25 protein-coding genes are annotated in these 23,329 nt (G+C 57.4%); 8 read left to right on the forward strand and 17 right to left on the reverse strand.

Annotated features, from left to right (window positions below; genetic code table 11):
* Positions 1–21 precede the first annotated feature (21 nt).
* From potH to rlmC, 4 genes are all read left to right on the forward strand, one after another.
* Positions 22–987: a putrescine ABC transporter permease PotH gene (potH, locus tag JEM67_RS09000; RefSeq protein ID WP_062792954.1), complete on the forward strand. Its 966-nt coding sequence runs from the start codon at positions 22–24 to the stop codon at positions 985–987.
* Positions 984–1,829 (forward strand): putrescine ABC transporter permease PotI, encoded by an 846-nt coding sequence (potI, locus tag JEM67_RS09005; protein ID WP_013812253.1) that lies wholly within the window; start codon positions 984–986, stop codon positions 1,827–1,829. Before potH ends, potI begins: the two co-directional genes overlap by 4 nt.
* 108 nt (positions 1,830–1,937) lie before the next feature.
* Positions 1,938–2,417 (forward strand): YbjO family protein, encoded by a 480-nt coding sequence (locus JEM67_RS09010; RefSeq protein ID WP_199635176.1) that lies wholly within the window; start codon positions 1,938–1,940, stop codon positions 2,415–2,417.
* 70 nt (positions 2,418–2,487) lie between these two features.
* Positions 2,488–3,615, forward strand: coding sequence for a 23S rRNA (uracil(747)-C(5))-methyltransferase RlmC (rlmC, locus tag JEM67_RS09015; RefSeq protein ID WP_199635175.1), 1,128 nt, complete (start codon positions 2,488–2,490; stop codon positions 3,613–3,615).
* On the opposite strand, the gene JEM67_RS09020 is transcribed toward rlmC, so the two are convergent.
* The 9 genes from JEM67_RS09020 to JEM67_RS09060 form a co-directional block, all read right to left on the reverse strand.
* Positions 3,612–3,896: a type II toxin-antitoxin system RelE family toxin gene (locus JEM67_RS09020; RefSeq protein ID WP_199635174.1), complete on the reverse strand. Its 285-nt coding sequence runs from the start codon at positions 3,894–3,896 to the stop codon at positions 3,612–3,614. The two genes, rlmC and JEM67_RS09020, sit on opposite strands and share 4 nt — an antisense overlap.
* On the reverse strand, positions 3,886–4,137 hold the full coding sequence (locus JEM67_RS09025) for a type II toxin-antitoxin system Phd/YefM family antitoxin (protein ID WP_063200072.1): 252 nt from the start codon (positions 4,135–4,137) through the stop codon (positions 3,886–3,888). Before JEM67_RS09025 ends, JEM67_RS09020 begins: the two co-directional genes overlap by 11 nt.
* 106 nt (positions 4,138–4,243) lie before the next feature.
* The gene (gene artJ, locus JEM67_RS09030) at positions 4,244–4,978 is read right to left on the reverse strand and encodes an arginine ABC transporter substrate-binding protein (protein WP_004942526.1); all 735 of its coding nucleotides are present in this window, start codon (positions 4,976–4,978) and stop codon (positions 4,244–4,246) included.
* A 206-nt stretch (positions 4,979–5,184) separates the two neighbouring features.
* The gene (gene artM, locus JEM67_RS09035; RefSeq protein WP_004942528.1) at positions 5,185–5,853 is read right to left on the reverse strand and encodes an arginine ABC transporter permease ArtM; all 669 of its coding nucleotides are present in this window, start codon (positions 5,851–5,853) and stop codon (positions 5,185–5,187) included.
* On the reverse strand, positions 5,853–6,569 hold the full coding sequence (gene artQ / locus JEM67_RS09040) for an arginine ABC transporter permease ArtQ (RefSeq protein ID WP_013812256.1): 717 nt from the start codon (positions 6,567–6,569) through the stop codon (positions 5,853–5,855). Before artQ ends, artM begins: the two co-directional genes overlap by 1 nt.
* A 9-nt stretch (positions 6,570–6,578) precedes the next feature.
* Entirely contained in the window at positions 6,579–7,310 is a 732-nt protein-coding gene (gene artJ, locus JEM67_RS09045) for an arginine ABC transporter substrate-binding protein (protein ID WP_013812257.1), read from the reverse strand.
* A gap of 33 nt (positions 7,311–7,343) precedes the next feature.
* A complete protein-coding gene (gene artP, locus JEM67_RS09050; protein WP_004942535.1) occupies positions 7,344–8,072 on the reverse strand; it encodes an arginine ABC transporter ATP-binding protein ArtP in 729 nt (242 codons plus the stop codon).
* 255 nt (positions 8,073–8,327) lie between these two features.
* Positions 8,328–8,876, reverse strand: coding sequence for a lipoprotein (locus JEM67_RS09055; protein ID WP_199635173.1), 549 nt, complete (start codon positions 8,874–8,876; stop codon positions 8,328–8,330).
* 126 nt (positions 8,877–9,002) lie between these two features.
* The gene (locus JEM67_RS09060; RefSeq protein ID WP_199635172.1) at positions 9,003–9,476 is read right to left on the reverse strand and encodes an Lrp/AsnC family transcriptional regulator; all 474 of its coding nucleotides are present in this window, start codon (positions 9,474–9,476) and stop codon (positions 9,003–9,005) included.
* Positions 9,477–9,643: 167 nt separating this feature from the next.
* Here JEM67_RS09060 and JEM67_RS09065 point away from each other — a divergent pair, with 167 nt between their 5' ends.
* Positions 9,644–10,066 (forward strand): DUF2000 domain-containing protein, encoded by a 423-nt coding sequence (locus JEM67_RS09065; RefSeq protein ID WP_199635171.1) that lies wholly within the window; start codon positions 9,644–9,646, stop codon positions 10,064–10,066.
* Between the two features lie 111 nt (positions 10,067–10,177).
* Positions 10,178–10,501 carry a heavy metal-binding domain-containing protein gene (locus JEM67_RS09070; protein ID WP_004942542.1) on the forward strand — a complete coding sequence of 108 codons (324 nt, stop codon included), beginning with the start codon at positions 10,178–10,180 and terminating at the stop codon, positions 10,499–10,501.
* 48 nt (positions 10,502–10,549) lie between these two features.
* On the opposite strand, the gene JEM67_RS09075 is transcribed toward JEM67_RS09070, so the two are convergent.
* Positions 10,550–12,112 carry a DUF3300 domain-containing protein gene (locus JEM67_RS09075; protein WP_199635170.1) on the reverse strand — a complete coding sequence of 521 codons (1,563 nt, stop codon included), beginning with the start codon at positions 12,110–12,112 and terminating at the stop codon, positions 10,550–10,552.
* 189 nt (positions 12,113–12,301) lie between these two features.
* Between JEM67_RS09075 and JEM67_RS09080 the strand changes: the two genes are divergently transcribed.
* Positions 12,302–13,138 carry an N-acetylmuramoyl-L-alanine amidase gene (locus JEM67_RS09080; protein WP_199635169.1) on the forward strand — a complete coding sequence of 279 codons (837 nt, stop codon included), beginning with the start codon at positions 12,302–12,304 and terminating at the stop codon, positions 13,136–13,138.
* Here the strand turns inward: JEM67_RS09080 and JEM67_RS09085 are convergent, their stop codons facing one another.
* Both JEM67_RS09085 and JEM67_RS09090 read right to left on the reverse strand, forming a co-directional pair.
* Positions 13,139–14,149, reverse strand: coding sequence for an NAD-dependent epimerase/dehydratase family protein (locus JEM67_RS09085; protein WP_063202897.1), 1,011 nt, complete (start codon positions 14,147–14,149; stop codon positions 13,139–13,141).
* A gap of 170 nt (positions 14,150–14,319) precedes the next feature.
* Complete coding sequence (locus JEM67_RS09090) at positions 14,320–15,759, reverse strand: DUF2867 domain-containing protein (protein ID WP_199635168.1); 1,440 nt, start codon at positions 15,757–15,759, stop codon at positions 14,320–14,322.
* 144 nt (positions 15,760–15,903) lie between these two features.
* Here JEM67_RS09090 and JEM67_RS09095 point away from each other — a divergent pair, with 144 nt between their 5' ends.
* A complete protein-coding gene (locus JEM67_RS09095) occupies positions 15,904–16,251 on the forward strand; it encodes a DUF1294 domain-containing protein (RefSeq protein WP_013812265.1) in 348 nt (115 codons plus the stop codon).
* Between the two features lie 45 nt (positions 16,252–16,296).
* Here JEM67_RS09095 and ltaE read toward each other — a convergent pair whose 3' ends face one another.
* The 5 genes from ltaE to JEM67_RS09120 all read right to left on the reverse strand — a co-directional run bounded on the left by ltaE (position 16,297) and on the right by JEM67_RS09120 (position 23,172).
* Complete coding sequence (gene ltaE / locus JEM67_RS09100) at positions 16,297–17,304, reverse strand: low-specificity L-threonine aldolase (RefSeq protein WP_199635167.1); 1,008 nt, start codon at positions 17,302–17,304, stop codon at positions 16,297–16,299.
* 167 nt (positions 17,305–17,471) lie between these two features.
* Positions 17,472–19,193: a ubiquinone-dependent pyruvate dehydrogenase gene (poxB, locus tag JEM67_RS09105; protein WP_199635166.1), complete on the reverse strand. Its 1,722-nt coding sequence runs from the start codon at positions 19,191–19,193 to the stop codon at positions 17,472–17,474.
* 199 nt (positions 19,194–19,392) lie between these two features.
* The gene (gene hcr, locus JEM67_RS09110) at positions 19,393–20,397 is read right to left on the reverse strand and encodes an NADH oxidoreductase (RefSeq protein WP_199635165.1); all 1,005 of its coding nucleotides are present in this window, start codon (positions 20,395–20,397) and stop codon (positions 19,393–19,395) included.
* A gap of 56 nt (positions 20,398–20,453) precedes the next feature.
* A complete protein-coding gene (gene hcp, locus JEM67_RS09115; RefSeq protein WP_199635164.1) occupies positions 20,454–22,103 on the reverse strand; it encodes a hydroxylamine reductase in 1,650 nt (549 codons plus the stop codon).
* A gap of 172 nt (positions 22,104–22,275) precedes the next feature.
* Positions 22,276–23,172 carry a lysine exporter LysO family protein gene (locus tag JEM67_RS09120; RefSeq protein WP_199635163.1) on the reverse strand — a complete coding sequence of 299 codons (897 nt, stop codon included), beginning with the start codon at positions 23,170–23,172 and terminating at the stop codon, positions 22,276–22,278.
* Positions 23,173–23,329 lie beyond the last annotated feature (157 nt).

Here is a 23,329-nt window from a genome sequence, read left to right on the forward strand (position 1 = left end):
AGAAGGTGAGGAGTACTTGTTATGACAATGCTTTCTGAACGCACGCCGCCGGAACCGCCGGCCAACGGCCCCGGCCCGCTCAAAGCGTTTTTCCAGCGCCTGCAAATGGCCCACGGCCGCAAGCTGGTGATTGCGGTGCCGCTGCTGTGGCTGATGTTGCTGTTCCTGCTGCCGTTCTTGATTGTGTTCAAGATCAGCCTGTCGGAGCTGGCGTTGGCCGTTCCGCCATACACCGATCTGATGAGCTGGGCGGAAGGCAAGCTGGATATCGCGCTCAACTTTGCCAACTACCTGCAATTGACCGACGATCCGCTGTATCTGGATGCCTATCTGCAATCGTTGCAGGTGGCGGCGGTATCGACGATTTGCTGTCTGATCATCGGTTACCCGTTGGCCTGGGCGGTGGCGCACAGCAAATCTTCAACCCGCAACATTTTGCTGCTGCTGGTGATCCTGCCGTCGTGGACCTCGTTCCTGATCCGCGTTTACGCCTGGATGGGTATCCTGAAAAACAACGGTATCCTCAACAACTTTCTGCTGTGGTTGGGGGTTATCGATCATCCGTTGGTGATCCTGCATACCAATCTGGCGGTGTATATCGGCGTGGTGTATTCCTACCTGCCGTTTATGGTATTGCCCATTTATACCGCACTGACGCGGCTGGATTACTCGCTGGTTGAGGCTTCGCTGGATCTGGGCGCCAAACCGTTGAAAACCTTCTTTAGCGTGATAGTGCCGCTGACGCGCGGCGGTATCATCGCCGGTTCGATGCTGGTATTTATCCCGGCGGTGGGCGAGTTTGTGATCCCGGAACTGCTGGGCGGGCCGGACAGTATCATGATCGGCCGCGTGCTGTGGCAGGAGTTCTTCAATAATCGCGACTGGCCGGTGGCCTCGGCGGTTGCCACCGTCATGCTGCTGTTGTTGATCGTACCGATTCTCTGGTTCCACAAGCACCAGAACAAGGAAATGGGGGGGCAGGGATGAACAACTTGCCGGTAGTGCGTTCACCGTGGCGTATCGCCATTCTGGTGATAGGTTTCACCTTCCTGTATGCGCCGATGCTGATGCTGGTCATTTACTCGTTCAACAGCTCCAAGCTGGTGACGGTATGGGCCGGTTGGTCGACGCGCTGGTATTCCGAGCTGTTCCATGATTCGGCGATGATCAGCGCCGTTGGGCTAAGCCTGACGATAGCGGCCGCTTCGGCGACCGCCGCAGTGGTGCTGGGGGCGATTGCCGCCGTGGTGATGGTGCGTTTCGGCCGTTTCCGCGGGTCAACGGGGTTTGCCTTTATGCTGACCGCGCCGCTGGTCATGCCGGACGTGATCACCGGCCTGTCGCTGCTGCTGCTGTTTGTGGCGATGGGGCACGCGTTTGGCTGGCCGTCGGAGCGCGGGATGTTCACCATCTGGTTGGCGCACGTCACCTTCTGTACCGCCTATGTCTCGGTGGTGATCAGTTCGCGCCTGCGTGAGCTGGACCGCTCGATCGAAGAGGCGGCAATGGATCTGGGCGCGACGCCGCTGAAAGTGTTCTTCGTGATCACGCTGCCGATGATTGCCCCGGCGCTGGTTGCCGGCTGGATGCTGGCATTCACGCTGTCGTTGGATGATCTGGTGATTGCCAGCTTCGTTGCCGGGCCGGGCGCGACGACCTTGCCGATGCTGGTGTTCTCCAGCGTACGGATGGGGGTGAATCCGGAAATCAACGCCCTGGCGAGTTTGATTCTGCTGGTGGTGGGAGTTATCGGCTTGATTGCCTGGTGGTTTATGGCGCGCTCGGAAAAACAGCGATCGCGCGAATTACAAAAGGCCGCCCGTAGCTGATTCGGTTCAAACCTGCTATTTTTGCAATTATTGGTATTGCAATTGCAATTGATTACCTGACTTTATATATGCCGCCTGAATAGGCGGCGTTTGGTTGTATACACGGATATGTCAGACATGCTGAACAGCAGGCAGGGAATGAGATCGACTTCAGATGCGCCAGTACCGGTGATGGTGGCCGGAACGGCAATGGTGGCTATCAAATGCATCAGCGTGCTGTTGCTGTTGGGGGAACTGGGTGTCGATGGCACTCAGGAGTTTGTCAGTACCAGCGCTCAGGCCTGGGATTCCACGTTTATTTTTCTGGCCGGCCTGCTGTTGCTGTGCCTGCAAATCAGTTGTGGATTTGCGGTGATGCGCGGCCGTAACTGGGGGCGCTGGGGCTACGTGATTTGCCAGTGTCTGGTGGTCGGTTATTTGCTGTTGGCGACCATCGGCAGCTTTCTGCCGGAGGTTTTTACCGTTGAAGGGGAAACCAGCAGCCAGATCCTGCATGTCCTGATCCTGCAAAAAATTCCCGACGTGGTTATCCTGGCATTACTGTTTGTTCCCGTCACCAGCCGCCGGTATTTCGCCGCGCGCGATTAAGACTTTAAGGGCGCAGAGTGATAAACTCTGCGCCCTTAATTATTCACCCCGAACTTACAGGGTCATCTTTATGCATTGCGCTTTGTATACGGCGGGAACCTGCCGTTCCTGTCAGTGGCTGGAAAAACCTTACCCGCAGCAACTGACGGACAAACAGCATCACCTGCAATCGCTGCTGGCCGGGCGTGATGTCGCCCAGTGGCTGGAGCCGTTTGCCGGCGAGCAGAGCGCGTTTCGCAATAAAGCCAAAATGGTGGTTAGCGGCAGCGTAGAGCGCCCGCTGCTCGGCATGCTGCATCGCGACGGCACGCCGGTCGATCTGGGTGCTTGCCCGTTGTATCCCGCCAGTTTTGAACCCATGTTCGTGGTGTTGAAAAGTTTTATCGCCCGCGCCGGCCTGACACCGTATAACGTGGCGCGCAAACGCGGCGAATTGAAGTACCTGTTGTTGACCGAAAGTACCCACAGCGGCGGCGTAATGCTGCGCTTTGTACTGCGTTCGGATAGCAAACTGGCGCAACTTCGCGCCGCGTTGCCGTGGTTGCAGCAACAGTTACCGCAGCTCAGGGTGATTTCCGCCAATATTCAGCCGGTGCATATGGCGATTATGGAAGGGGAGCGCGAGATCCCGCTGACCGAGCAACAGGCGCTGGAGGAGCAGTTTAATCAGGTGCCGCTGTATATCCGCCCGCAAAGCTTCTTCCAGACCAATCCTCTGGTGGCAGGCAAATTGTACGCGACCGCCCGCGACTGGGTTCGAGCGCTGGGTATCGACAGCATGTGGGATCTGTTCTGCGGCGTGGGTGGGTTTGGCCTGCACTGCGCGCAGCCGGAAACCCGGCTCACCGGCATTGAAATCAGCGCCGAAGCCATCGCTTGCGCACGCCAGTCGGCGGAAACGCTGGGTTTGCAGCACGTCAGTTTCCAGGCGCTGGACTCCACGCGTTTTGCCACCGCTGAAGGTAGTGTGCCGCAGCTGGTGCTGGTCAATCCGCCACGGCGCGGTATCGGCCAGGCGCTGTGCGACTACCTGAACCAGATGGCGCCAGGCTACATTCTGTATTCAAGCTGCAATGCCGAGAGCATGGCGAAAGACATTGAAGGGCTGCCGGATTATCGCATCGAGCGTGTGCAGCTGTTCGATATGTTCCCGCATACCGCCCATTACGAAGTATTGACGCTGCTGGTGCGTCATTAAAGGCGTTTTTTGGCAGCCGTATAGGCTTCTGAGCGTTCACGCTTACCTATCGAAAGTACCAGCACCACGATCTCCTCGTCGATGACGCGATAGACCAGACGGTACCCGGAAGCCTTAAGCTTTATTTTATAACAATCCGGTAGGCCAGAGAGCTTATTGGCGGGAATACAGGGGTTTTCTAATACTGCTGTCAGTTTTTTCTTGAATTGATCCCGAAGTCCCGGGGCCAGTTTCTTAAATTCCTTTAGTGCATGTTCTTCGAATTCAAGGTTATAAGTCATCCAGATTGACCTTAATACGTTTGCCGCTCATCCGTGAGCGGGCTGTTTTTACGAGTTCAATATCCTCCAGATATTCAGAGATTGCTTCCCACGTTTCCGGAGAGACGTAATAGCCGGAGATCTTTCCATTGGTAAGTACTGCCACAGGTTGCCCGTTGGCTTCTTTGAGCGCAGTGTTAGGCGATTTTTTAAAATCACTGATGCTGACGGCTGAATTCGCGAGGATAGGTTGAACGATCATGGTATTGCCTTTGGTATCAAATTTAGTATCAAATTTAACACCAAAGGCAATTGTTGAAAAGCAACAAAGCAGGGCAGGGCATTCCATGCCCTGGTCGTCTTTCGTCTTACTGCGGGAACCACTTGTCGTTGATGGCCTTGTATGTCCCGTCGGCTTTGATGGCGTCCAGCGCGGCGTTCAGCTTGGCCAGCAGCGCCTTATTGTCTGGACGCACCGCAATGCCCAGACCGGTGCCGAAGTACTGCGCGTCGGTGACATGCTCGCCTACCGGCGCCAACTGAGGGTTATTCTTCAGCCATTCGTTCACCACGGCGGTATCGCCGAATACGCCGTCAATACGGCCATTTTTCAGCTCGAGAATGGCATTCTGGTAGCTGTCGTAAGAGACGGTGTTAATCTCCGGGTGCTTGTCCTGCATGTATTTCTGGTGAGTAGTACCGTTCTCCATACCCACTTTCTTGCCTTTCAGATCGGCCAGCGAGCTGAATTTTCCTTTCTCGGCGATCACAATCGCCGAGTTGGCGTAGTACGGCTGGGTGAAGGCGACCTGCTTGCTGCGCTCCGGCGTAATATCCATACCTGAGATCACCGCATCGTATTTTTTGAATTTCAGCGCGGCGATCAGGCTGTCGAACGCCTGGTTGGTGAAGGTGCATTCCGCTTTCATTTGTTTGCACAGCGCGTTAGCCAGATCGATATCAAAACCGACGATTTTATTGCTGGCATCCAGTGATTCGAACGGCGGATAGGTGGCGGAAGCGGCGAAGCGAATGGTGTCGGCAGCGCCGGCGTTGAAGGCGATCCCGGCCAGCACCGTCGCGGCAAGTAATAGTTTTTTCATGCGTAAAGCTCCTGTCTGCAAGTCTGCGTGTTTTTATCTCGCCACCGCTTGATTTTACTGACAATAACCCAAAGGTTCTCGCGGTGGTCGCTGGCGTTTACCCTGCCATTTAATGAATTGATATGCAATATAAATGATTAAAAAAGTACAACGGAAATAAAAAGCCCTGCGCGAAGGCAGGGCTTTTAGACTGACTGGCCGATCACTTAGTTGCGGCGTTCGAACGCCAGCGCACGCCGCTCGACGATACGCATCAACAACGTCAGCAGGCCATTGACGCACAAATACACCAGACCGGCGGCGCCAAATACCATCACGTCATAGGTACGGCCGTACATCAGTTGGCTGTAGCCCATCACTTCCATCAAGGTAATGGTATAAGCCAGCGAGGTGCTTTTGAACACCAGAACCACTTCGTTGGAGTATGACGACAGCGCACGCTTGAAGGCGAAAGGCAGCAGAATGCGCAGCGATTGTGAGCGTGACATGCCCAGCGCTTCGCAGGATTGCCATTGACCGGCCGGGATCGCCCGCACCGCACCGTAAAATAGCTGGGTGGTGTAGGCCGCGCTGTTCAGCGCCAGCGCGATCATCGCGCACAGCCACGGCTGCGACAGCAGGTTCCATAACCACGGATACTCACGGATCGCCGGGAACTGGCCGGGGCCATAGTAGATCAGGAATATCTGCACCAGCAGCGGGGTACCGGTGAACAGCGTGATATAGATCTTCACGAGCGGCGTCAGGATCGGCGTTTTCAGCGTCAGGATCACCGTCAGCAGCAGCGACAACACCAACGCCACAATTAGTGCGGTGATGGTCAGCGTCAGGCTGGTGTGCAATCCTTTGATAATTTCCGGCAAGAACTCAAGCATCAGACAGGCCCCCGCTCAAAACGCGTGGTACGCAGTTCGATACGTTTGAGAGCGTACTGGCTGAACAGGGTGACGACCAGGTAGATAGCCGCCGCAATGACATACCAGGTAAAAGGCTCCTGGGTGCGGGTGGCGATACTTTTGGTTTGCAACATCAGATCGTTAACGCTGATCAATGACACTAACGCGGTATCTTTCAGCAATACCAGCCATTGGTTGCCGAGGCCGGGCAGTGCATGGCGCCACATCTGCGGCATGATCAGGCGGAAGAAAATGGCTGCCGTACTCATCCCGAGCGCCTGCCCGGATTCCCATTGGCCCTGCGGCACGGCCTTCAATGCCCCACGCAGCGTCTGCGATGCATAAGCCGAATAGAGCAGGGCGAGCGCGATCACGCCGCACAGGAACGGGCTGACTTCGAAGTTATCGATCGCCAGTTGGATAGGCAGTTGGAACAGGCCGAAATTCAGGGTGAAGCCGTCGGACAGCATCAACAGCAACTGCGACGAACCGAAATAGATAAACAGCACCACCAGAATTTCCGGCAGGCCACGCAGAAGCGTCACCCAGGCAGTGCCGAGCCAGCTGACCACTTTCCAGCGTGACGACTCCCAGACGGCAAACAGCATCGCCAGGATCAGCCCGAGGATAAGGGCGCAAACGGCAAGGCCGACGGTCATCCCGGCGGCGCTTGCTAGAGGTTGAATTTCATTCATCGGGGTTGATTACTGCTGGAACCATTTTTTGTAGATGGTTTCGTAAGTCCCATCCTGCTTGATTTTGTCCAGAGCCGCATTGAACTTGCCCTGCAACTCGGTATTTTTCTGACGTACGGCAATGCCCAGACCGGTGCCGAAGTAATCTTTGTCCGTCACTTTATCGCCTACCGCCGCCAGCGCTGCATTCTGTTTCAGCCATTCGTTGACCACCGCAGTGTCACCGAATACCGCGTCAACGCGGCCATTTTTCAGATCCAGAATGGCATTCTGATAGCTGTCATAAGGCACGGTAGTGATTTCAGGGTGTTTGTCGGTCAGGTATTTTTGATGGGTGGTGCCATTTTGCACGCCCACTTTTTTGCCTTTCAGCGCAGCAACGTCAGCCACTTTGCCTTTCTGCGCGACGAACAGGGCGGAGTTGTCGTAATACGGCTTGGTGAACAGCACCTGTTTTTCACGCTCAGGCGTGATGTCCATACCGGCCATGACCGCATCGAAGCGCTTGAATTTCAGGCTTGGGATCAGGCTGTCGAAGGCCTGATTGGTGAAGGTACATTCGGCCTGGATCTCTTTACACAGCGCGTTGGCCAGATCGACGTCAAAACCCTGGATCTTGTTGCCGGCGTCAATAAATTCAAATGGAGGATATGAGGCTTCGGTAGCGAAACGGATCGTTTCGGCTGCAGAGGCGGAAACGCTGATGCCGGCCAGAACGGCGGCGATTATTAGTTTTTTCATCGCAAACTCCCCAAATTACAGCAAGTAAAATTATTAGTGTGATAAGTAATTAGCAAACTCGGTGGTCTGCGGCTGTGCAAAATGACTGGCGTCGCCCTGTTCCACCACGCGACCGTTTTCCATGTACACCACGCGGCTGGCGGTCTTGCGCGCTACTTCCACTTCGTGGGTCACAATCACCTGGGTGATCCCGGTGCCGGCCAATTCGCGAATGATGCTGACGATCTGGGCGGTAATTTCAGGATCCAGCGCGGCGGTCGGTTCATCGAACAGCAGTACCTGTGGCTCCATCATCAACGCACGGGCAATCGCCACGCGCTGCTGCTGGCCGCCGGAAAGGTGCAGCGGGAAACGATCGGCAAAGTCGGTCAGGCGCAAACGCTTCAGCAGTTTGTCCGCGCGCTCCATCGCCTGCGCCTTGGACAGGCACAACACGCGACATGGCGCCTCGATCAGATTCTGCACCACGGTGAGGTGTGGCCAGAGGTTGTATTGCTGGAAAACCATGCCAACGTTCTGACGCAGCTCGCGAATGGCTTTTTCGCCCGGAGCCTGTTTGAAATCGAATTGGTTACCGGCGATCTGCAATTGCCCCGAACGCGGCATTTCCAGCAGATTCAACACCCGCAGCAATGAGCTCTTCCCGGCGCCGCTTGGACCAAGCAGCACCAAAGTTTCCCCTGCTGGGCAATCCAGCGTGATGTCAAACAGCGCCTGATGTGCGCCGTAATAGCAGTTGATACCGTTAAGTTGAATGCTCATGCGCCAGAATTGAATAGATATTGATGCCGCGAATGTTAACTTCCACAGAATACTTATGCAATCTTTGTGCGTTAAAATTTATTACTGCGCGGCAGAATAGTAAAAGAATAGCACAAGATACCGCGACTCAGGTTCGAAGGGGGGATTTGTCGTGCATGCTGTGAGGTATGTAGCGAAATTTCTTAAGTTGAGCAAACGTTGAGCGCAATCAAGGCATTTGGCCACCGACGCCGAAGAGCGCCGGTGGCGGGGGGCTTACTGGTTTTCCAGCACCTGGCGCAATGTGCCGCTGGCGGCGTGCGGCGGTACGTTCAGGTAGCGGATATCATCCACGACCCAACAGGTGCCTTCACGCACCATCAGCACTTCATCTTGCCAGTTGACCGCGCTGCCGCCGTCCTTCTGATGGCTCAGTTGAACGCGCAGGGGGATATTTTTCGCATCGGTGTTAGGAATGGTAGACGAGCTGGCAACGGTGGCGCTGGTCGCACCCTGTGCATTGCCGGAGAACAGATCGCCGGTTACCTGATGCTTGCCCGGGTTTTGGTTGGCGGCGACCAGATCCTGGTACAACACCTTACTCAGATAAGGCTGCAACTGTGCCAGACGGTTGCTGTCCGGCAGGGAAGCCGCAGGGCCCTGTTGCAGGCGCAGATCGTAAAATTTCTGTGTGACCGTATCCGGGCCGCCTTCCACACAACCGCCGGTACGGGTGCCGATATCCTTGAATGCCGGATCGACGGTGGTACAGGCACTCAATAACAGCGCTAAGGGAAAAACAGCCGCAATCGTTTTTGTTTTCATCTTATTACCTTATGTGAAAGTCTCTACCATGAAGAACGATAACTTACAGTTTATACGCAGAAAACTTTATCACCAAAATAGGTTGGCGGTTTATCAGATGCTGCACTTTCCTGCCGTCGTGCCGCTTTATTTCTTGATCGGGAACGCCACAAAGGGTTTGATTTCCTTGAGCACAAACATGCTCTGCATCTCTTTGATGCCAGGCAGACGACGGATCACCGACATGGAAAAGTCGGCATAGGTATCCAGATCGCCGGCGACAACCTGCAGGAGAAAGTCGGCATCTCCCCCAATACTGTAGCAGGCCACCACGTCTTCTAATTCGATGACTTCTCGTTCAAATTTTCTCGCTTCCGCCTCGCTGTGGCTGTCGATGCTTACGCGGATAAACACCATCACCCCCAGCCCGATTTTGCGTCGATCCAGCACTGCCCGATACCCCTGGATAACGTCGTCGTCTTCCAGTTTCCGTACTTTTCGCCAGCAGGGCGACGCGGACATGCCCAGCTCATCGGCCAGGGTTTGGTTAGTGATGCGTGCGTCCTGTTGCAGGGCAGCGAGAATTCTAATGTCTGTCTGAGATGGCGGGTTTTTGTTCATTTTATTTCTTTAAATGATGCTAAGTAGGTAAATTTTACCTTAATCGTGCCTTTCTTCAACGCAAGCAGGTCATTATTTCCTCCCCTGAAGTGGCATAATATTTGCCGAGAAGTGAGCTATTCCAGAGAGGGCTGCCATTCAGGCGAGTTGATTTTATGGGGGAGAGTATGCAGTTTGACGCGTCCAGACATAAATGCACCATCGTGATCGATGAAGCGTTGGCGGTAGGATTGGCAATGAACGCCGCCAGCGTGATCGGTATCAGTTTTGGCAAGACGTTTGAGAATTTGGTCGGGCCGGATTTATCCAGCGGCGATGGCGTGCGCTATCCCGGTGTCATTTATGCGCCGCTGCCGGTTTTGCGTGCGTCCAATGCCGCGATTCAGGCATTGTTGAACAGCGCGGGTGACGATGAAGAGGTTTACAGCATGCCATTCAGCGCCTTGGCTCAATCGTGTCGGACCTATGACGAATATGGCGAGCGGATCTCAGCCGTTAACAGCGAACATATTGAGCTGGTGGCGATTGGGCTGGTCGGGCCAAAGAAAAAAATCACCAGGCTGACCGGCAATTTGCCCTTGTTTAAATAGAGGCGCTTGGATATACGCATGGGTAATGTGTTTATTGCATATTATATTAAGAACATATGAGTAAATTTGTGGTCTTAGAAGCGTAATCAGCGAATCAAACAAGGAGTTCTGATGCAGCTTTCAACTACCCCGACCCTGGAAGGGTTTACCATTACCGAATACTGCGGTGTCGTCACCGGCGAGGCGATTCTCGGCGCCAATATTTTTCGTGATTTCTTCGCCGGCGTGCGCGATATCGTCGGCGGCCGCTCCGGCGCTTACGAGAAAGAACTGCGTAAAGCTCGCTTGATCGCTTTCCAGGAGCTGGAAGAACAGGCGAAAGAGCTGGGCGCCAACGCGGTGGTCGGCATTGATATCGACTACGAAACCGTGGGTAAAGACAGCAGCATGCTGATGGTGACCGTCAGCGGCACCGCAGTGAAAGTAAGCCGCTAACCCCCCCATTTTATGAAACGCCCCGGCAATTGTCGGGGCGCAGTCTATTTATCCCACCTTGTGTTCTTCAGGCTTCAGCGGGCGATGTTCCTGCGGTTTTGCCGCGGGTATCAGATGCTGTTCCTGCGGTTTTGCCGCGGGTATCAGATGCTGTTCCTGCGGTTTTGCCGCGGGTATCAGATGCTGTTCCTGTGGTTTTGCCGCGGGTATTGGGTGTTGCTCCTGCGGCTGACGCAACGGGGGTTGATGCTGTTGCATCGGCGTCGGTCTATTCATTACCGGCGGCGCAATAGCATGATTCACCGGCCTGAGTGCCGGTGAAGGCGCGTAGGCCGTATGAGGAACCGCTGCCAATGGCGCAGGCTGATGCGTTGCCCGGTTATCCGCCTGATGTTGCGTTGGGGGTGCCGTGTGCGGATGTTGCGGCATTACCACAGGGACAGAATGGTTAAAGTTTGGCGTGTTCATTGGCTGATGGACGACGGTGGGTTGCGTTACCGGGCGGGGTGCCGGAGGCGCTGAATGGGTGAAGGCCGGCATACCTACCGGTGGATGAGCGTTGCCTGCCTGCTGGGGGGCAAAGTGCGGTTTTGCCATGGTGGCGAAATTCGGCGCCGGGTGTTCTACCGTTGGCATGCTCGGAGCGAAATGCGGCGCCTGATTCACCCGCGTATTGTAGTTATTCAGGGTATTGGTGCGGTTCACATTATTGTACTGATTGATATTGGTGACGCGGTTAATCACAGTGGTGGAGCGCGATATATAAGGCGCGTTGTTGTAAATCACCGGTTGACGCCGGTCGCCCCAGTGCACATCCCAGTTATGCCAGCTGTTGTTGTGCTGATTGATCAAGGCGCCGACCGCGATGCCGACGCCAAAGCTGATAACGCCGGCCGCCAGCATATCCCCACCGCTGTAGCCGGGGGCCGGTCGATAGTGATAACCCGGATAGACCGGTACCGCGTCGCCGTAGGCCACCCAGGGATCGTAACGCGGTACATAAACCACATCCGGCTGGCTGGGTTCAATCACAATCACACGATCGGGCGCGGTGACCACGGCTTGATGATAGGGTTGCTGCTGGAGAGCGTGTGTAGCCGGTGCAAGCACCACCCGCTGCTGGGGCGAGCTCTTCAGCGTGCCTTTATTCGCCGCGCGCTGGCGCATCACCTGGATTGCGTTCATTACGTCGGTGGGATCGTTGACATAAGCATTGCTCAGTGCGCTGGTCCAGGGGATATTTTTTGCCATCTGGTCCAGTACGTCAGGGAATTGCACCAGGCTGCGTACGCTGGGATCCCAGGGTTGGGCGTCTGCGGCCGTGGTGAGCGCTGCCGGTTGCAGGCCAGGATTCTGCGCCAGCCAATTATCTGCGGCGCTGATCTGATCGGGGTAACCTGCACCGGCCAACACCTGGGCCAGCAGCTTGTCGGGAAACAGGGCTACCGGGCTCACCAACTGATAAAGTTGATCGGCGCTTAGCGGCGTATAGGCTGGTGCCGCGGCGGGCGGGGTTACGCCCATGACGCCGGCGACACTTTTCTGATCGCAACCGCTGAGCGGCAGCAGAGCGAGACAGATCAACCCGGTTAAACAGTTCGATTTGCGCATGGTTTATTCGCTTATTTCAGCACAGGTAATATGATGAGGCTAACACCTGTCGGGCGGGCTGCCAGTGCTGAGCAATACTCGCTTGCACATCTGGCGGGTCTGTCATCATTTATTGATTAACTTGATTATTGGATACAAGTTAATCAACCTGAGTTACAAATTTGGGAACCTGACCCAGGGGAGGGAGACGTGAAAATTTGGCCAGGGATCATCGCCGCCACGCTGCTTGTCGGCTGCCAAACTGCACCGCAGGGTACCACCGTCGATCGCGGCGGCTACCAGCTTGAAACTCTGCATCAGGCGCAAGGCGCCGACCAGCGCATCCGTTTTCTGGTGATGCACTACACTGCGGAAGATTTTCATTCTTCGTTGAAAACCCTGACGGATGAACACGTCAGTGCACATTACCTGCTGCCGGCACATCCGCTGCGGGAGCAGGGCAAACCGGTTGCCTTTCAACTGGTGCCGGAAGCGTTGCGCGCGTGGCACGCAGGGGCCAGCTATTGGCGCGGTCGTACCAGCCTGAATGACACTTCGATAGGTATTGAGATCGTCAATCGCGGGTTCAGCCGCCGCATGCTGTTTACCCGCTGGCAGCCGTATACGCCAGAGCAAATCGCGCTGTTGATCCCGCTAAGCCGGGATATCATTCAGCGCTACGGCATTCAGTCGCCCGACGTGGTGGGGCACAGCGATATTGCGCCGCAACGTAAGCAGGATCCCGGCCCGCTCTTTCCCTGGCAGCAACTGGCAGAGGCGGGGATCGGCGCCTGGCCGGACGCGGCAGAGGTGCAAAGGCGATTGGCGGGGCGTGACCGCCATACGGCGGTGCCGCTGGCGCCACTGCTGGAAAAACTGGCGCGCTACGGTTATGGCGTCGATGCGCAGTGGGATGCGCGGCAACAGCGAAACCTGCTGGCGGCGTTCCAGATGCACTTCCGGCCCAGCGATTTTCGCGGTGAGCCGGATGCTGAAAGCGAGGCGATTGTCGATGCGTTGCTGCAGAAGTACGGTGCGGCGCGTTGATTACAGGCCGTACAGCTTGCCGTGCTCTTTCAACCAGCGGGCGGTGCGGGTAATGCCCTCATCCAGCGAAACAATCGGCTGATAACTCAGCTCCTGTTGCGCACGGGTGGTGTCCAGCGTCAGATCAAAATTGAGCTTGGCGACGCCATAATGGGTGAGCACCGGCTCTTTCTCGCTTTTACTGCCGAGCTTCTCCATGCCGCGTGCCATCATATCCAGCATCGGGTAGGGCACCGAGCGGATCCGGCATTTCATGCCCAGTTCGTCGATCAACTGCTGTACCACGCTGCGCAGCGGGCGCGCCTGCTGGTTGGTGATGTTGTAGGCGCGCCCGGACGGCGTATCTTCTTTTTGGGTCGCCAGCCACATGGCGTGTACCGCGTTCTCCAGATAGGTCATATCCACCAGGGCTTCGCCACCGCGCGGCAGCAGCAGATTGCCATAATGCTTAATCATCTGCAGCAGGCGCGGCAGCATGACCTTGTCGTGGGGGCCAAACAGCCCCTGAGGGCGCAGGATGGTGAAGTGGGTCTGCGGGTTGGACAGCGCCAGTTGCTGGATCACCTGTTCGCCGGCGGCCTTGCTGCGCGCAAACTCGTTGGCATAGCGTGCCGGCCGGAAATCTTCGGTAATGTTGCGATGGTGATGATAATCGAAATAAATCGCCGGCGAAGAGATATGGACAAACTGCGAAACGCCATAGGCCGCCGCCCATTCGCCCAGGCGACGGGTGGCGCGCACGTTGGCCAGCTCAAACGCCTCTTCGGTACCCCAGGGGGAGGTAAAACTGGAGCAATGCCACAGCACGTCCACCTCGGCCAGCATCGCTTTGGCCTGCGACGAGATCAGGTTGGTGAGATCGGCATGAATGAATTCCGCGCCCATTTTTTCCAGCAAACTGCCCATGGCCTGGTTACGGCCGGTGGCGCGTACTTTTATGCCCTGGCGGCGGAGATATTCAACGGCGTTACGGCCTAACCCACTGGTTGCACCGGTGACCAATACCTTCATAACGAACTCTATTCTCGCCAAAAATCAGAATGCTGAAGGCCGTCAGCGGCACCCCAGCAAATAAGATGCCATTCTTCCGTGATTTCGTGCGCTATGCAATCGGAAAGGGCCTAACCGCAACAGCAAACTGTGCGGTTGATCGACAAATGAACATCCGGCCGTGCCGCGGGTCACGGCCGATTGCGTTCGTGCTCTTCGGCCAGCTTCGCAATACGTCGTGCCATGCCGCGAAAAATGAACAGGTGGGCGGGCATCATGGCGAACCAGTACAGTAACCCGCTGAAACCGGCGGGATGCCACCAGGCGCGGACATCAAGGCTGCGGCGATCGCCGTGATCTTTGATAGTGAAGGTTAAACGCCCCAGGCCGGGCGCTTTCATGCCGAACAAGAGCGCCAGTTGACGTAGCGGCTTGTGGGTGATCACTTTCCAGCCGTCGACCAGATCGCCCACCGCCAGCGTATCGCGCGGCGGGCGGCCATACACCACCCGATTGCCGATCATATCGTCCATGCGGGCGCGGATCTGCCACAGGAGGTTGGCATAGAAATACCCCTCTTTGCCGCCCAATTGCTGCACCACGTGCCACAAGGCCTGGCTGGACGCGTGGGTTTCCAGCGTGCAACCCGCCTGCTTGGGATAGAAACCGTAGCCCGGCCGCCAGCGCGCCCGAGCCTCCGGATCGTAGCCCCAATCGGCGGAGTCGACCACCTCGTTCTCGCGGCGCAGGGTTTCGCGTACCGCCTCATCGAAGGTTTGCAGCGTTTGCGGGATCAGTGCTTGCAACGGTTTGCCGTCGGCGGGCAGATCGTGGTTCAGGCCTTGAATCAGCGCGCTGGCGATGGAAGTGGGCACGGAGGTGATCAGGCTGATAAACCAGACTGAAATAAAGCGCGTGGGCAGGGGAATGGGGATCAGCCAGCGCTTCTTGCCGCTGATCCTGATGAAACGCTCAAACATCGTCTGGTAGCTGATGTATTCCGGCCCGGCGACGTCAAAAATGCGGTTTTCTTCCGCCGGATGCGCCAGCAGGTCGGCCAGATACACCAGCAGGTTTTCCAGCGCCACCGGCGAAGATTTAGAGCGCACCCAGCGCGGCGGTGTCAGCACCGGCAGGTTGTAGACCATATCGCGCATCACTTCGAACGCCGCCGAACCTGGGCCGACGATAATACTGGCGCGCAATTCGGTGACCGGGATGCCGCTTTGGCGCAGGATCTCACCGGTTAGCTTGCGGGCCACCAGGTGCGGTGAACTGTCGCCGGCCGGCTGCAGGGCGCCGAGAAAAATGACCTGTTTGACGCCGGAGCTGCGCAGTGCATCGCGCAGGTTTCCCGCCGCCTGGCGTTCTTTTTCAATAAAGTCATCACCGTCGCCCATACCGTGGATCAGATAATAAAGGGTATCTATATCCCATAACGCGGCGGCCAGGGTTTCCGGGCGATAAACGTCGACATAGTGGCAGTTAACCTGCGGCCAGTTCTGGTCTTGCAACCATTCCAGACGGCGCGCGGCGGCGGTAATGGTATGTCCCTGCTCGATCAGGTGAGGGATCAGGTTCTGGCCAATGTAGCCGCTGGCTCCGAGAACCAATACGCGTTGGGGGGTCATCAGCGCTGCCTTATGCAGTGAAAGTCGGTGACAGAATGCCAAATCTGGCGTTTAAATGCACTTTTTGTGTGGTTATGAGGGAGTTGCATCCGCCAAGAGGCGGGGTCACACTACGCGCCGTTTGCCTGCGATAAGACGGATGATATGAAACTGAATGCTGTTTGTTATGCCCTGTTGGGCCTGGCTTTAATCGCCAGCCTGTTTTTCCTGCATCCGATTGGGATGTGGTGGCTGTTGGCCAACCTGCTGACGTTGCTGGTGTACGGCGCGGATAAGTTTGCTGCGCGCAAGGGTTGGCAACGGGTGCCGGAAAGCACCTTGTTGGTGTTTGGGCTGGTGGGGGGATGGATTGGCGCGATAGTCGCACAGCAGCTGTTTCGCCATAAAACCCAGAAACAGCCGTTCAAAACCTGGTTCATCCTCAGCGTGGTGCTGAACCTGGTGGCGACGTTGGGGATCTGGTACTGGGTTTACGGCCGCTGGATTATCTGAAGGCGGGGCGCAGTGGCGCCCCGTTCGGGTCAGAAGTCAGGCATGCTACCGGAGGAACTCCCGCCATAAATCGACGACTTGCTGCAGATCCTGACGGCTGACGTCGAGATGGGTCAGAATGCGCGTCAGCGGCCCGCTGCTGATCAGCACGCCACGCTCTCGCATCCACGGCCCCAGCTTTGCCGCCAGCTCTGGCGATTGGCGCAGGTACAGCACGTTGGTTTGTGCGCCCGGCTCAGCAATTTCCACGCCCATCCCCTGCAATTGCTGTTCCAGCCATTTGGCGTTGTCGTGGTCATCGCGCAGCCGTTCGACGTTATGCTCCAGCGCATACAAACCCGCTGCCGCCAGAATACCGGCCTGGCGCAGGCCGCCGCCGGTCATTTTGCGCCAGCGCACGGCGCGCTGAATAAAGGCTTCACTGCCGCACAGCAGCGAGCCTACCGGCGCGCCCAGCCCTTTCGACAGGCAGATGGTGAAGGTGTCGCAGTATTGCACAATCTCTTTCAGCGGCAGGTTCAGCGCGACGGCGGCATTGAAGATGCGCGCGCCGTCGATGTGCAGCGCCAATTGATGCTCGCGGGTGAAGCGCCAGGCCTGTTGCAGGTACTCCTGCGGCAGCACGCGGCCGCTGATGGTGTTTTCCAGGCTCAGCAGACGTGTTCTGGCGAAGTGAATGTCATCGGGTTTGATTGCCGCCGCTACCTTGTCCAGCGGCAGGGTGCCGTCCGGGTTCGCCTCAATCGGCTGCGGCTGGATGCTGCCGAGCACCGCCGCGCCGCCGGCCTCGTATTTATAGTTATGCGCCTGCTGGCCGACAATATACTCATCGCCGCGCTGACAATGGCTCAACAGCGCCACCAGGTTGGCCTGGGTGCCGCTCGGCAGAAACAGCGCCGCTTCCTTGCCGGACAGACGAACCGCTTCCGCCTCCAGCGCGTTTACCGTGGGATCATCGCCATAAACGTCGTCGCCCACTTCGGCCTGCGCCATGGCTTGGCGCATGGCGGCGCAGGGGCGGGTCACGGTATCACTGCGTAAATCGATAAGCATACAATTCCTTTATCCCCTTCATCTTTCAAGCCGCAGCGTTGTTAGCTGCACATGCTTACCCCAGTCACTGACTTGAGTCAGCTCCTGGGGATTCACATGTTTGCCGCCTAGCTGCAACTTGAAATCTATTGGGGATAGTTATAGTGATGGGAAAGAGGATACGATTATTAACGTAACCAATTGGTTTTTGCCAGTTCGACCACTTCGTCGCCACGGCCGTTGATAATGGCGCGCAGCATATACAGGCTGAAGCCTTTGGCCTGTTCGAATTTGATCTGCGGCGGCATCGCCAGTTCCTGTTTGGCGGTCACTACGTCCAGCAGTGCCGGGCCGGGGTGCGCCAGCATTTCTTGCAGCGCAGCGTCCAGATCCGAAGCCTTCTCGACGCGAATGCCCTTGATGCCGGCAGCGTTGGCAATCGCCGCAAAATCCGGGTTGTGCAGATCGGTGCCGTCGGTCAGGTAGCCGCCAGCCTTCATTTCCATGGCCACAAAACCCAGCACGCTGTTGTTGAAGATCACAATCTTGACCGGCAATTTCAACTGCGTCAGCGACAGAAAATCCCCCATCAGCATGGTAAATCCGCCGTCGCCGCACAGGGCGAGCACCTGCTTGCCCGGCTCGGTGGCCTGTGCGCCGATGGCCTGCGGCATGGCGTTGGCCATCGAACCGTGGTTGAACGAACCCAGCAGGCGGCGTTTGCCGTTCATTTTCAGGTAGCGTGCAGCCCACACTGTCGGTGTGCCGACGTCGCAAGTGAAGATAGCGTCGTCGTTGGCGTATTGGCTGATCTGCTGCGCCAGATACTGTGGGTGGATCGGTTGATCGTCATTGGCGCTCGCCAGCCCATCGAGATCCTTGCGCGCAGTGCGGTAGTGCTCCAGCGCCTTGTCAAGAAACGCGCGGTCGCTCTTCGGTTCCAGTTGCGGCAGCAGGGCGGTGAGGGTGGTGTGGATATCGCCCACCAGCGCCATGTTGACCGGGCAATGCGCGCCGATGCTGCCGGGGTTGATGTCGATCTGAATGATGTTGGCGTTGGTCGGGTAGAACGCGCGGTACGGGAACTGGGTGCCGAGCAGCACCAGGGTATCGGCATTCATCATCGCGTGGTAGCCGGACGAAAAGCCGATCAACCCGGTCATGCCGACGCTGTACGGGTTGTCCCATTCGATATGCTCTTTGCCGCGCAGTGCGTGCACCACCGGCGCTTGCAGCAGCTCGGCCAGCCTGACCACTTCGTCATGCGAGCCGGCGCAGCCGCTGCCGCACATCAGCGTGATGTTCTTCGCCTGATTCAGTATGGCCGCCAGCTTGTTCAGTTCGCTCATCGGCGGTTGTACCAGCGGCAGTGCCGGGGTATGCCAGACCATGCTGGCGTCTTCCGGCGCCATGCGCAGCGCCACGTCGCCCGGCAGCACGATCACCGACACGCCACGATTTAGGATCGCCTTGCGCATGGCGATTTCCAGCACCTGGGGCAGCTGTTCCGGATTGGAGACCAGTTCACAGTAATGGCTGCATTCACGAAACAGTTCTTGCGGGTGGGTTTCCTGGAAATAACCGCTGCCGATTTCGCTGGAGGGAATATGCGCGGCAATCGCCAATACCGGCACGTGGTTGCGGTGGCAGTCGAACAGGCCGTTGATCAGGTGCAGGTTGCCCGGGCCGCAGGAGCCGGCGCAAACCGCCAACTGGCCGGTGAGCTGAGCTTCTGCGCCGGCGGCAAACGCGGCCACTTCTTCGTGGCGTGTGCCCAGCCATTCGATGGTGCCCATGCGGTGCAGGCTGTCGCTAAGGCCGTTGAGCGAATCGCCGGTGACGCCCCAAATGCGTTTCACGCCAGCCTGCTCCAGCGTTTTGGCGACCAGTGTGGCTACGGTTTGCTTCATAGTTCCCCCAATTATAAAGATACCCGTCATCTTTCACGCCACAGCGTTGTGGGCTGCGACTTGAAATCCAGTGGGTATGAATCGTTAAGTCTTTTTCAGATGGACGTAATAAAACGCACGGAACAGGGGAAAGTGTAGAAGGGGTGTACGGGACGTGCTTGCCGATAAATGCCCCATCGGCGAGATGGGGCAGCAAGCATCAGGCGAGGGTGACGTCGCCCTGCAACTGACAACTGCATGCCAGCACATACCCTTGGGCGATCTCGGCCGGGGTGAGCGTCATGCTGCTGGTGGTGGTGTAGTCACCGTCGAGGATGCGGGTTTTGCACGAACCGCACACCCCGGCGCGGCAGGCGGCGTTGACCGGCAGCGCGTGGGCCTCCATCGCTGCCAGCAGCGTGCTGCCGACCGGTACGCGGAACTCGCGCAGCGGCCGGGCGGCGCGCAGCGTTAGCCCTTCGCCTTGCCCGGAGTCCGTTTCCGCCGGCGTATGGAACTGTTCTTTGTGGAAGCGGGTTGCCGGCACGCCAAGCTGGCGGCAAAGCTGCTCCACCTGCGTCATGTAAGGCGCGGGGCCGCAGGTCATCACCGTACGTTCGACAATATCCGGCGCGGCCTGTCGCAAGGTTTCTAACGTTATCCGCCCGCAGAGGTAGCCCGGCTGAGCATCCTGTTCGGCCATCAGCGTCAGTTGCAGTTGAGGATGCGCGGCGCACAACTCGCGCCATTGTTCGGCAAAAATCGTATCGGCAGGGGTGCGTACGTTAAAGATCACGGCAATATCGCAGGCCGGACGGTTGGCTACCAGCCAGCGGCACATGGAGATAATCGGCGTAACGCCGCAGCCGGCCGCCAGCATCAGGTAACGATCGGCCGGATGCCGTTCGCAACTGAACTCTCCCTGCGCATCGGACAGCCACAGGGTGTTACCGGGTTTGACCTCCTGCGTCAGCCAGCGCGAGCCCGCGCCGTCCGGCAGGCAGCGCACGCTGATGCTGAGAAAACGGCTTTGGCCGGGCGAAGAAGACAGCGTATAGGCGCGCAGCGTTTCTTCGGTATTACGGATGCTGACCAGCGCAAACTGGCCGGCCTGATAAGGGTAAAAAACGTCGCAGATCAGGTTCAGCGTCCAAACGTCGGCAGTTTCTTGCCGGATAGAGTGTACCTGCATGCGATTGGGGCAAAGGGGAGTGGGTTGGGTCATAGAGCACCTCAAAGGCAAAGGGGCCGGCATAGGCGCGGCCCCGAAAAACAACGGCATCAACCGAGCAGGGCTTGCAGGTCCTGCTCAACGGTGGTGATCGGGCGCATGCCGAACTTGTCGTAGAGGATCGCCATCAGGTTGTCGGTCAGGAAGCCCGGTGCGGTCGGGCCGGTGACGATGTTTTTTACCCCCAGCGACAACAGCGTCAGCAGGATGACGATCGCCTTTTGCTCAAACCACGACAGCACCAGGCTGAGAGGCAGTTCGTTGACCGTGCAGCCAAGCGTCTCGGAAAGTTTGACCGCCAGCATGATGGCGGAATAGGCGTCGTTGCATTGGCCGACATCCAGCAGGCGTGGCAGGCCTTCCAGCGTGCCGAAGTCCAGTTTGTTGAAGCGGTATTTCCCGCAGGCCAGCGTCATGATCAGGCAATCTTGCGGCACGCTGCGGGCGAAGTCGGTGAAATAACTGCGCTCATCGCGGCTGCCGTCACAACCGCCGACCAGGAACACGTGGCGCAGTTTCTTCTGCGCCACCAGATCGATCACCGTATCGGCGGCGTTGAGCAGCGTCTGGCGGCCAAAGCCGACGGTGATCATATGTTCGATCTCGGTATAAGGGAAACCGCTCATGCCCTGCGCCTGGGCGATCACGCGGGTGAAGTCTTCCCCTTCCAGATGGTTAACGCCCGGCCAGCCAACGATGCTGCGTGTCCAGATGCGATCGCCGTAGTTGCCGACGTTCGGATCGATAATGCAGTTGGAGGTCATCAGGATGGGGCCGGGGAATTTGGCGAACTCGATTTGCTGGTTCTGCCAGCCGCTGCCGTAATTGCCGACCAGATGTTTGAATTTTTTCAGTTCCGGGTAGCCGTGCGCCGGCAGCATTTCACCGTGGGTATAGACATTAACGCCCTGACCCTCGGTTTGCTCCAGCAGCATGCGCAGATCTTTCAGATCGTGGCCGGAGATCAGAATCGCCTTGCCCGCTACCGGGCGTACATTCACCGCACTGGGGATCGGATCGCCATAGGCCTGGGTTTCACCGTGATCGAGGATCGCCATCACGTTGAAGTTCATTTTGCCGATACCCATGGCGTTGTTCAGCAGGGTATCCACGTCGCGCGGCTGGGTGCCGAGCCAGGCCATAAAGGCGTGGTAATCGGCATAGATTTGGTCGTCGAACTGGCCCAGCACGTGGGCGTGTTCCATATAGGCCGCCGCTCCTTTCAGGCCGTACAGGCACAGCATGCGCAGGCCGTGAATGTCATCGCCCACCTCGGCCTTGTCGGTGTTGAGGGCGAACTGCGTCGCCTGCTGCAACAGCGTCGGCATGTCGTCGCCGTCGAGTTGCAGACTGGCCAGCGGATGATCGACGTGTGCGCCGGCATCCAGCAGCCGGCAGCGCGTGGCCAGCGAGTCACGCAGGAGGAGGGTTTCCCGCGCGTAGCCGACAATGCGATCAGAGTCGAAGTTAACGTTGGTCAGAGTGGAGAAGAAGGCGCGGGGAGCAAAGCTGTCGATCTCGTGATCGATAATCCCGAGCGAGCGAGCCAGCAGAGCCCAGGCGGACAGCCCTTGTAACGCCGCTACCAAAAGATCCTGCAGATCTGAGGTTTCCGCCGTTTTACCGCACATGCCCTGAGCATACGAGCAGCCGTTGCCTGCCGGAGTACGGATGGTTTGTTCACATTGCACACAGAACATAATCGCTTCCTTTTTTAAAGTTGCATTTATAATGCTTGTTTATGAGCATAGATCGGCAACCGAGGCTTAAAAAGGCTTTTGTGGTACTACTGTGGGCAAGTTTGATTTAGCGCAATTTTACCCTGCGGATGGGAATTATTACGCTTTACGGGGGCATAGCCCCCGGAAGAAATCACGAGAACAGGGCGATCAGTACCGGCGCCAACAGGCTCAGCAGGAACCCGTGCACGATGGCGGGCGGCACCATTTCCAATCCGCCGCTGCGCTGTAACACCGGCAGGGTAAAGTCCATCGAGGTGGCGCCGCACAGGCCCAGCGCCGAGGAACGGCTGCGGCGTACCAGGGTCGGGATCAGCATAATTGCCACCAACTCGCGCGCCAGATCGTTAAAGAAGGCCGCGCTGCCCAGTACCGGACCATAAGCGTCGGTGATCAGAATACCGGAAAGCGAATACCAGCCGAAACCGGAAGCCATCGCCAGCCCGGCTTTGATCGGCAGCCCCAGCAGCTGTGCCGCCAGCGCGCCGCCGGCCAGTGCGCTGATCGTCACCACCACCGCCACCATCATGCCGCGCCGGTTAATCACGATTTGACGCAGCGTCATGCCGCTGTTGCGCAGTTGAATACCCACCAGCAGCAGCAGGAAAATCAACGCATATTCACTGCCCTTTCCGGCAAACTGCAGCCACTGCCACTGTGTCAGACCGAGCAGGAAACCGCCGAGCACCACGCCGCACAGTTTGAATGATTCCAGCGCCATATGCAGGCGCGAAGGCAGCCGTTCCTGTTTATGGCTGTTGCGCCAGGGCATTTTGCGTTCCAGCAGCGTCAGCATCAGCAAGCTGGCGGCCAAGATGCACAGGAAAAACACCGTGGCGTACTGGAATATCAGCAACAGGTTGCTGCTCAAATCCTCCAGAAATGCCAGGCTGATACCCATAAAAAACAGGATCACGTAAACCATCCAGCTCAGCAGACGGTTGATGGCCTGGAGTAACGTTCGGCTGCGCAAGGGGATGAGATAACCGGCAATCAGCGGTAACAGAATAATCAACAGTCCTGAATACATGGTGAAGCTTACGTCCTTTGTTCTGGGGGCGGTGCGCGGATGACCGACGAGGCCCACACGCTAACCAAAACGATGGCCGGAGTAAAGCGGCAGATTTGATGCAGTCTGCTTGACCTGCAAGGGGTTTTTTGACCATGCTCTGGAAAGGTCACCTTCA

Origin of the sequence: Serratia sp. PAMC26656 (genome assembly GCF_016469055.2) — a bacterium.
Classification (GTDB): Bacteria; Pseudomonadota; Gammaproteobacteria; order Enterobacterales; family Enterobacteriaceae; genus Serratia; species Serratia plymuthica.

Excerpts from the sequence above, each read along its gene's own strand:
- potH (WP_062792954.1), top strand. The coding sequence starts at position 22 with ATGACAATGCTTTCTGAACGCACGCCGCCGGAACCGCCGGCCAACGGC.
- potI (WP_013812253.1), top strand. The coding sequence starts at position 984 with ATGAACAACTTGCCGGTAGTGCGTTCACCGTGGCGTATCGCCATTCTG.
- JEM67_RS09010 (WP_199635176.1), top strand. The coding sequence starts at position 1,938 with ATGTCAGACATGCTGAACAGCAGGCAGGGAATGAGATCGACTTCAGAT.
- rlmC (WP_199635175.1), top strand. The coding sequence starts at position 2,488 with ATGCATTGCGCTTTGTATACGGCGGGAACCTGCCGTTCCTGTCAGTGG.
- JEM67_RS09020 (WP_199635174.1), bottom strand. The coding sequence starts at position 3,896 with ATGACTTATAACCTTGAATTCGAAGAACATGCACTAAAGGAATTTAAG.
- JEM67_RS09025 (WP_063200072.1), bottom strand. The coding sequence starts at position 4,137 with ATGATCGTTCAACCTATCCTCGCGAATTCAGCCGTCAGCATCAGTGAT.
- artJ (WP_004942526.1), bottom strand. The coding sequence starts at position 4,978 with ATGAAAAAACTATTACTTGCCGCGACGGTGCTGGCCGGGATCGCCTTC.
- artM (WP_004942528.1), bottom strand. The coding sequence starts at position 5,853 with ATGCTTGAGTTCTTGCCGGAAATTATCAAAGGATTGCACACCAGCCTG.
- artQ (WP_013812256.1), bottom strand. The coding sequence starts at position 6,569 with ATGAATGAAATTCAACCTCTAGCAAGCGCCGCCGGGATGACCGTCGGC.
- artJ (WP_013812257.1), bottom strand. The coding sequence starts at position 7,310 with ATGAAAAAACTAATAATCGCCGCCGTTCTGGCCGGCATCAGCGTTTCC.
- artP (WP_004942535.1), bottom strand. The coding sequence starts at position 8,072 with ATGAGCATTCAACTTAACGGTATCAACTGCTATTACGGCGCACATCAG.
- JEM67_RS09055 (WP_199635173.1), bottom strand. The coding sequence starts at position 8,876 with ATGAAAACAAAAACGATTGCGGCTGTTTTTCCCTTAGCGCTGTTATTG.
- JEM67_RS09060 (WP_199635172.1), bottom strand. The coding sequence starts at position 9,476 with ATGAACAAAAACCCGCCATCTCAGACAGACATTAGAATTCTCGCTGCC.
- JEM67_RS09065 (WP_199635171.1), top strand. The coding sequence starts at position 9,644 with ATGCAGTTTGACGCGTCCAGACATAAATGCACCATCGTGATCGATGAA.
- JEM67_RS09070 (WP_004942542.1), top strand. The coding sequence starts at position 10,178 with ATGCAGCTTTCAACTACCCCGACCCTGGAAGGGTTTACCATTACCGAA.
- JEM67_RS09075 (WP_199635170.1), bottom strand. The coding sequence starts at position 12,112 with ATGCGCAAATCGAACTGTTTAACCGGGTTGATCTGTCTCGCTCTGCTG.
- JEM67_RS09085 (WP_063202897.1), bottom strand. The coding sequence starts at position 14,149 with ATGAAGGTATTGGTCACCGGTGCAACCAGTGGGTTAGGCCGTAACGCC.
- JEM67_RS09090 (WP_199635168.1), bottom strand. The coding sequence starts at position 15,759 with ATGACCCCCCAACGCGTATTGGTTCTCGGAGCCAGCGGCTACATTGGC.
- JEM67_RS09095 (WP_013812265.1), top strand. The coding sequence starts at position 15,904 with ATGAAACTGAATGCTGTTTGTTATGCCCTGTTGGGCCTGGCTTTAATC.
- ltaE (WP_199635167.1), bottom strand. The coding sequence starts at position 17,304 with ATGCTTATCGATTTACGCAGTGATACCGTGACCCGCCCCTGCGCCGCC.
- poxB (WP_199635166.1), bottom strand. The coding sequence starts at position 19,193 with ATGAAGCAAACCGTAGCCACACTGGTCGCCAAAACGCTGGAGCAGGCT.
- hcr (WP_199635165.1), bottom strand. The coding sequence starts at position 20,397 with ATGACCCAACCCACTCCCCTTTGCCCCAATCGCATGCAGGTACACTCT.
- hcp (WP_199635164.1), bottom strand. The coding sequence starts at position 22,103 with ATGTTCTGTGTGCAATGTGAACAAACCATCCGTACTCCGGCAGGCAAC.
- JEM67_RS09120 (WP_199635163.1), bottom strand. The coding sequence starts at position 23,172 with ATGTATTCAGGACTGTTGATTATTCTGTTACCGCTGATTGCCGGTTAT.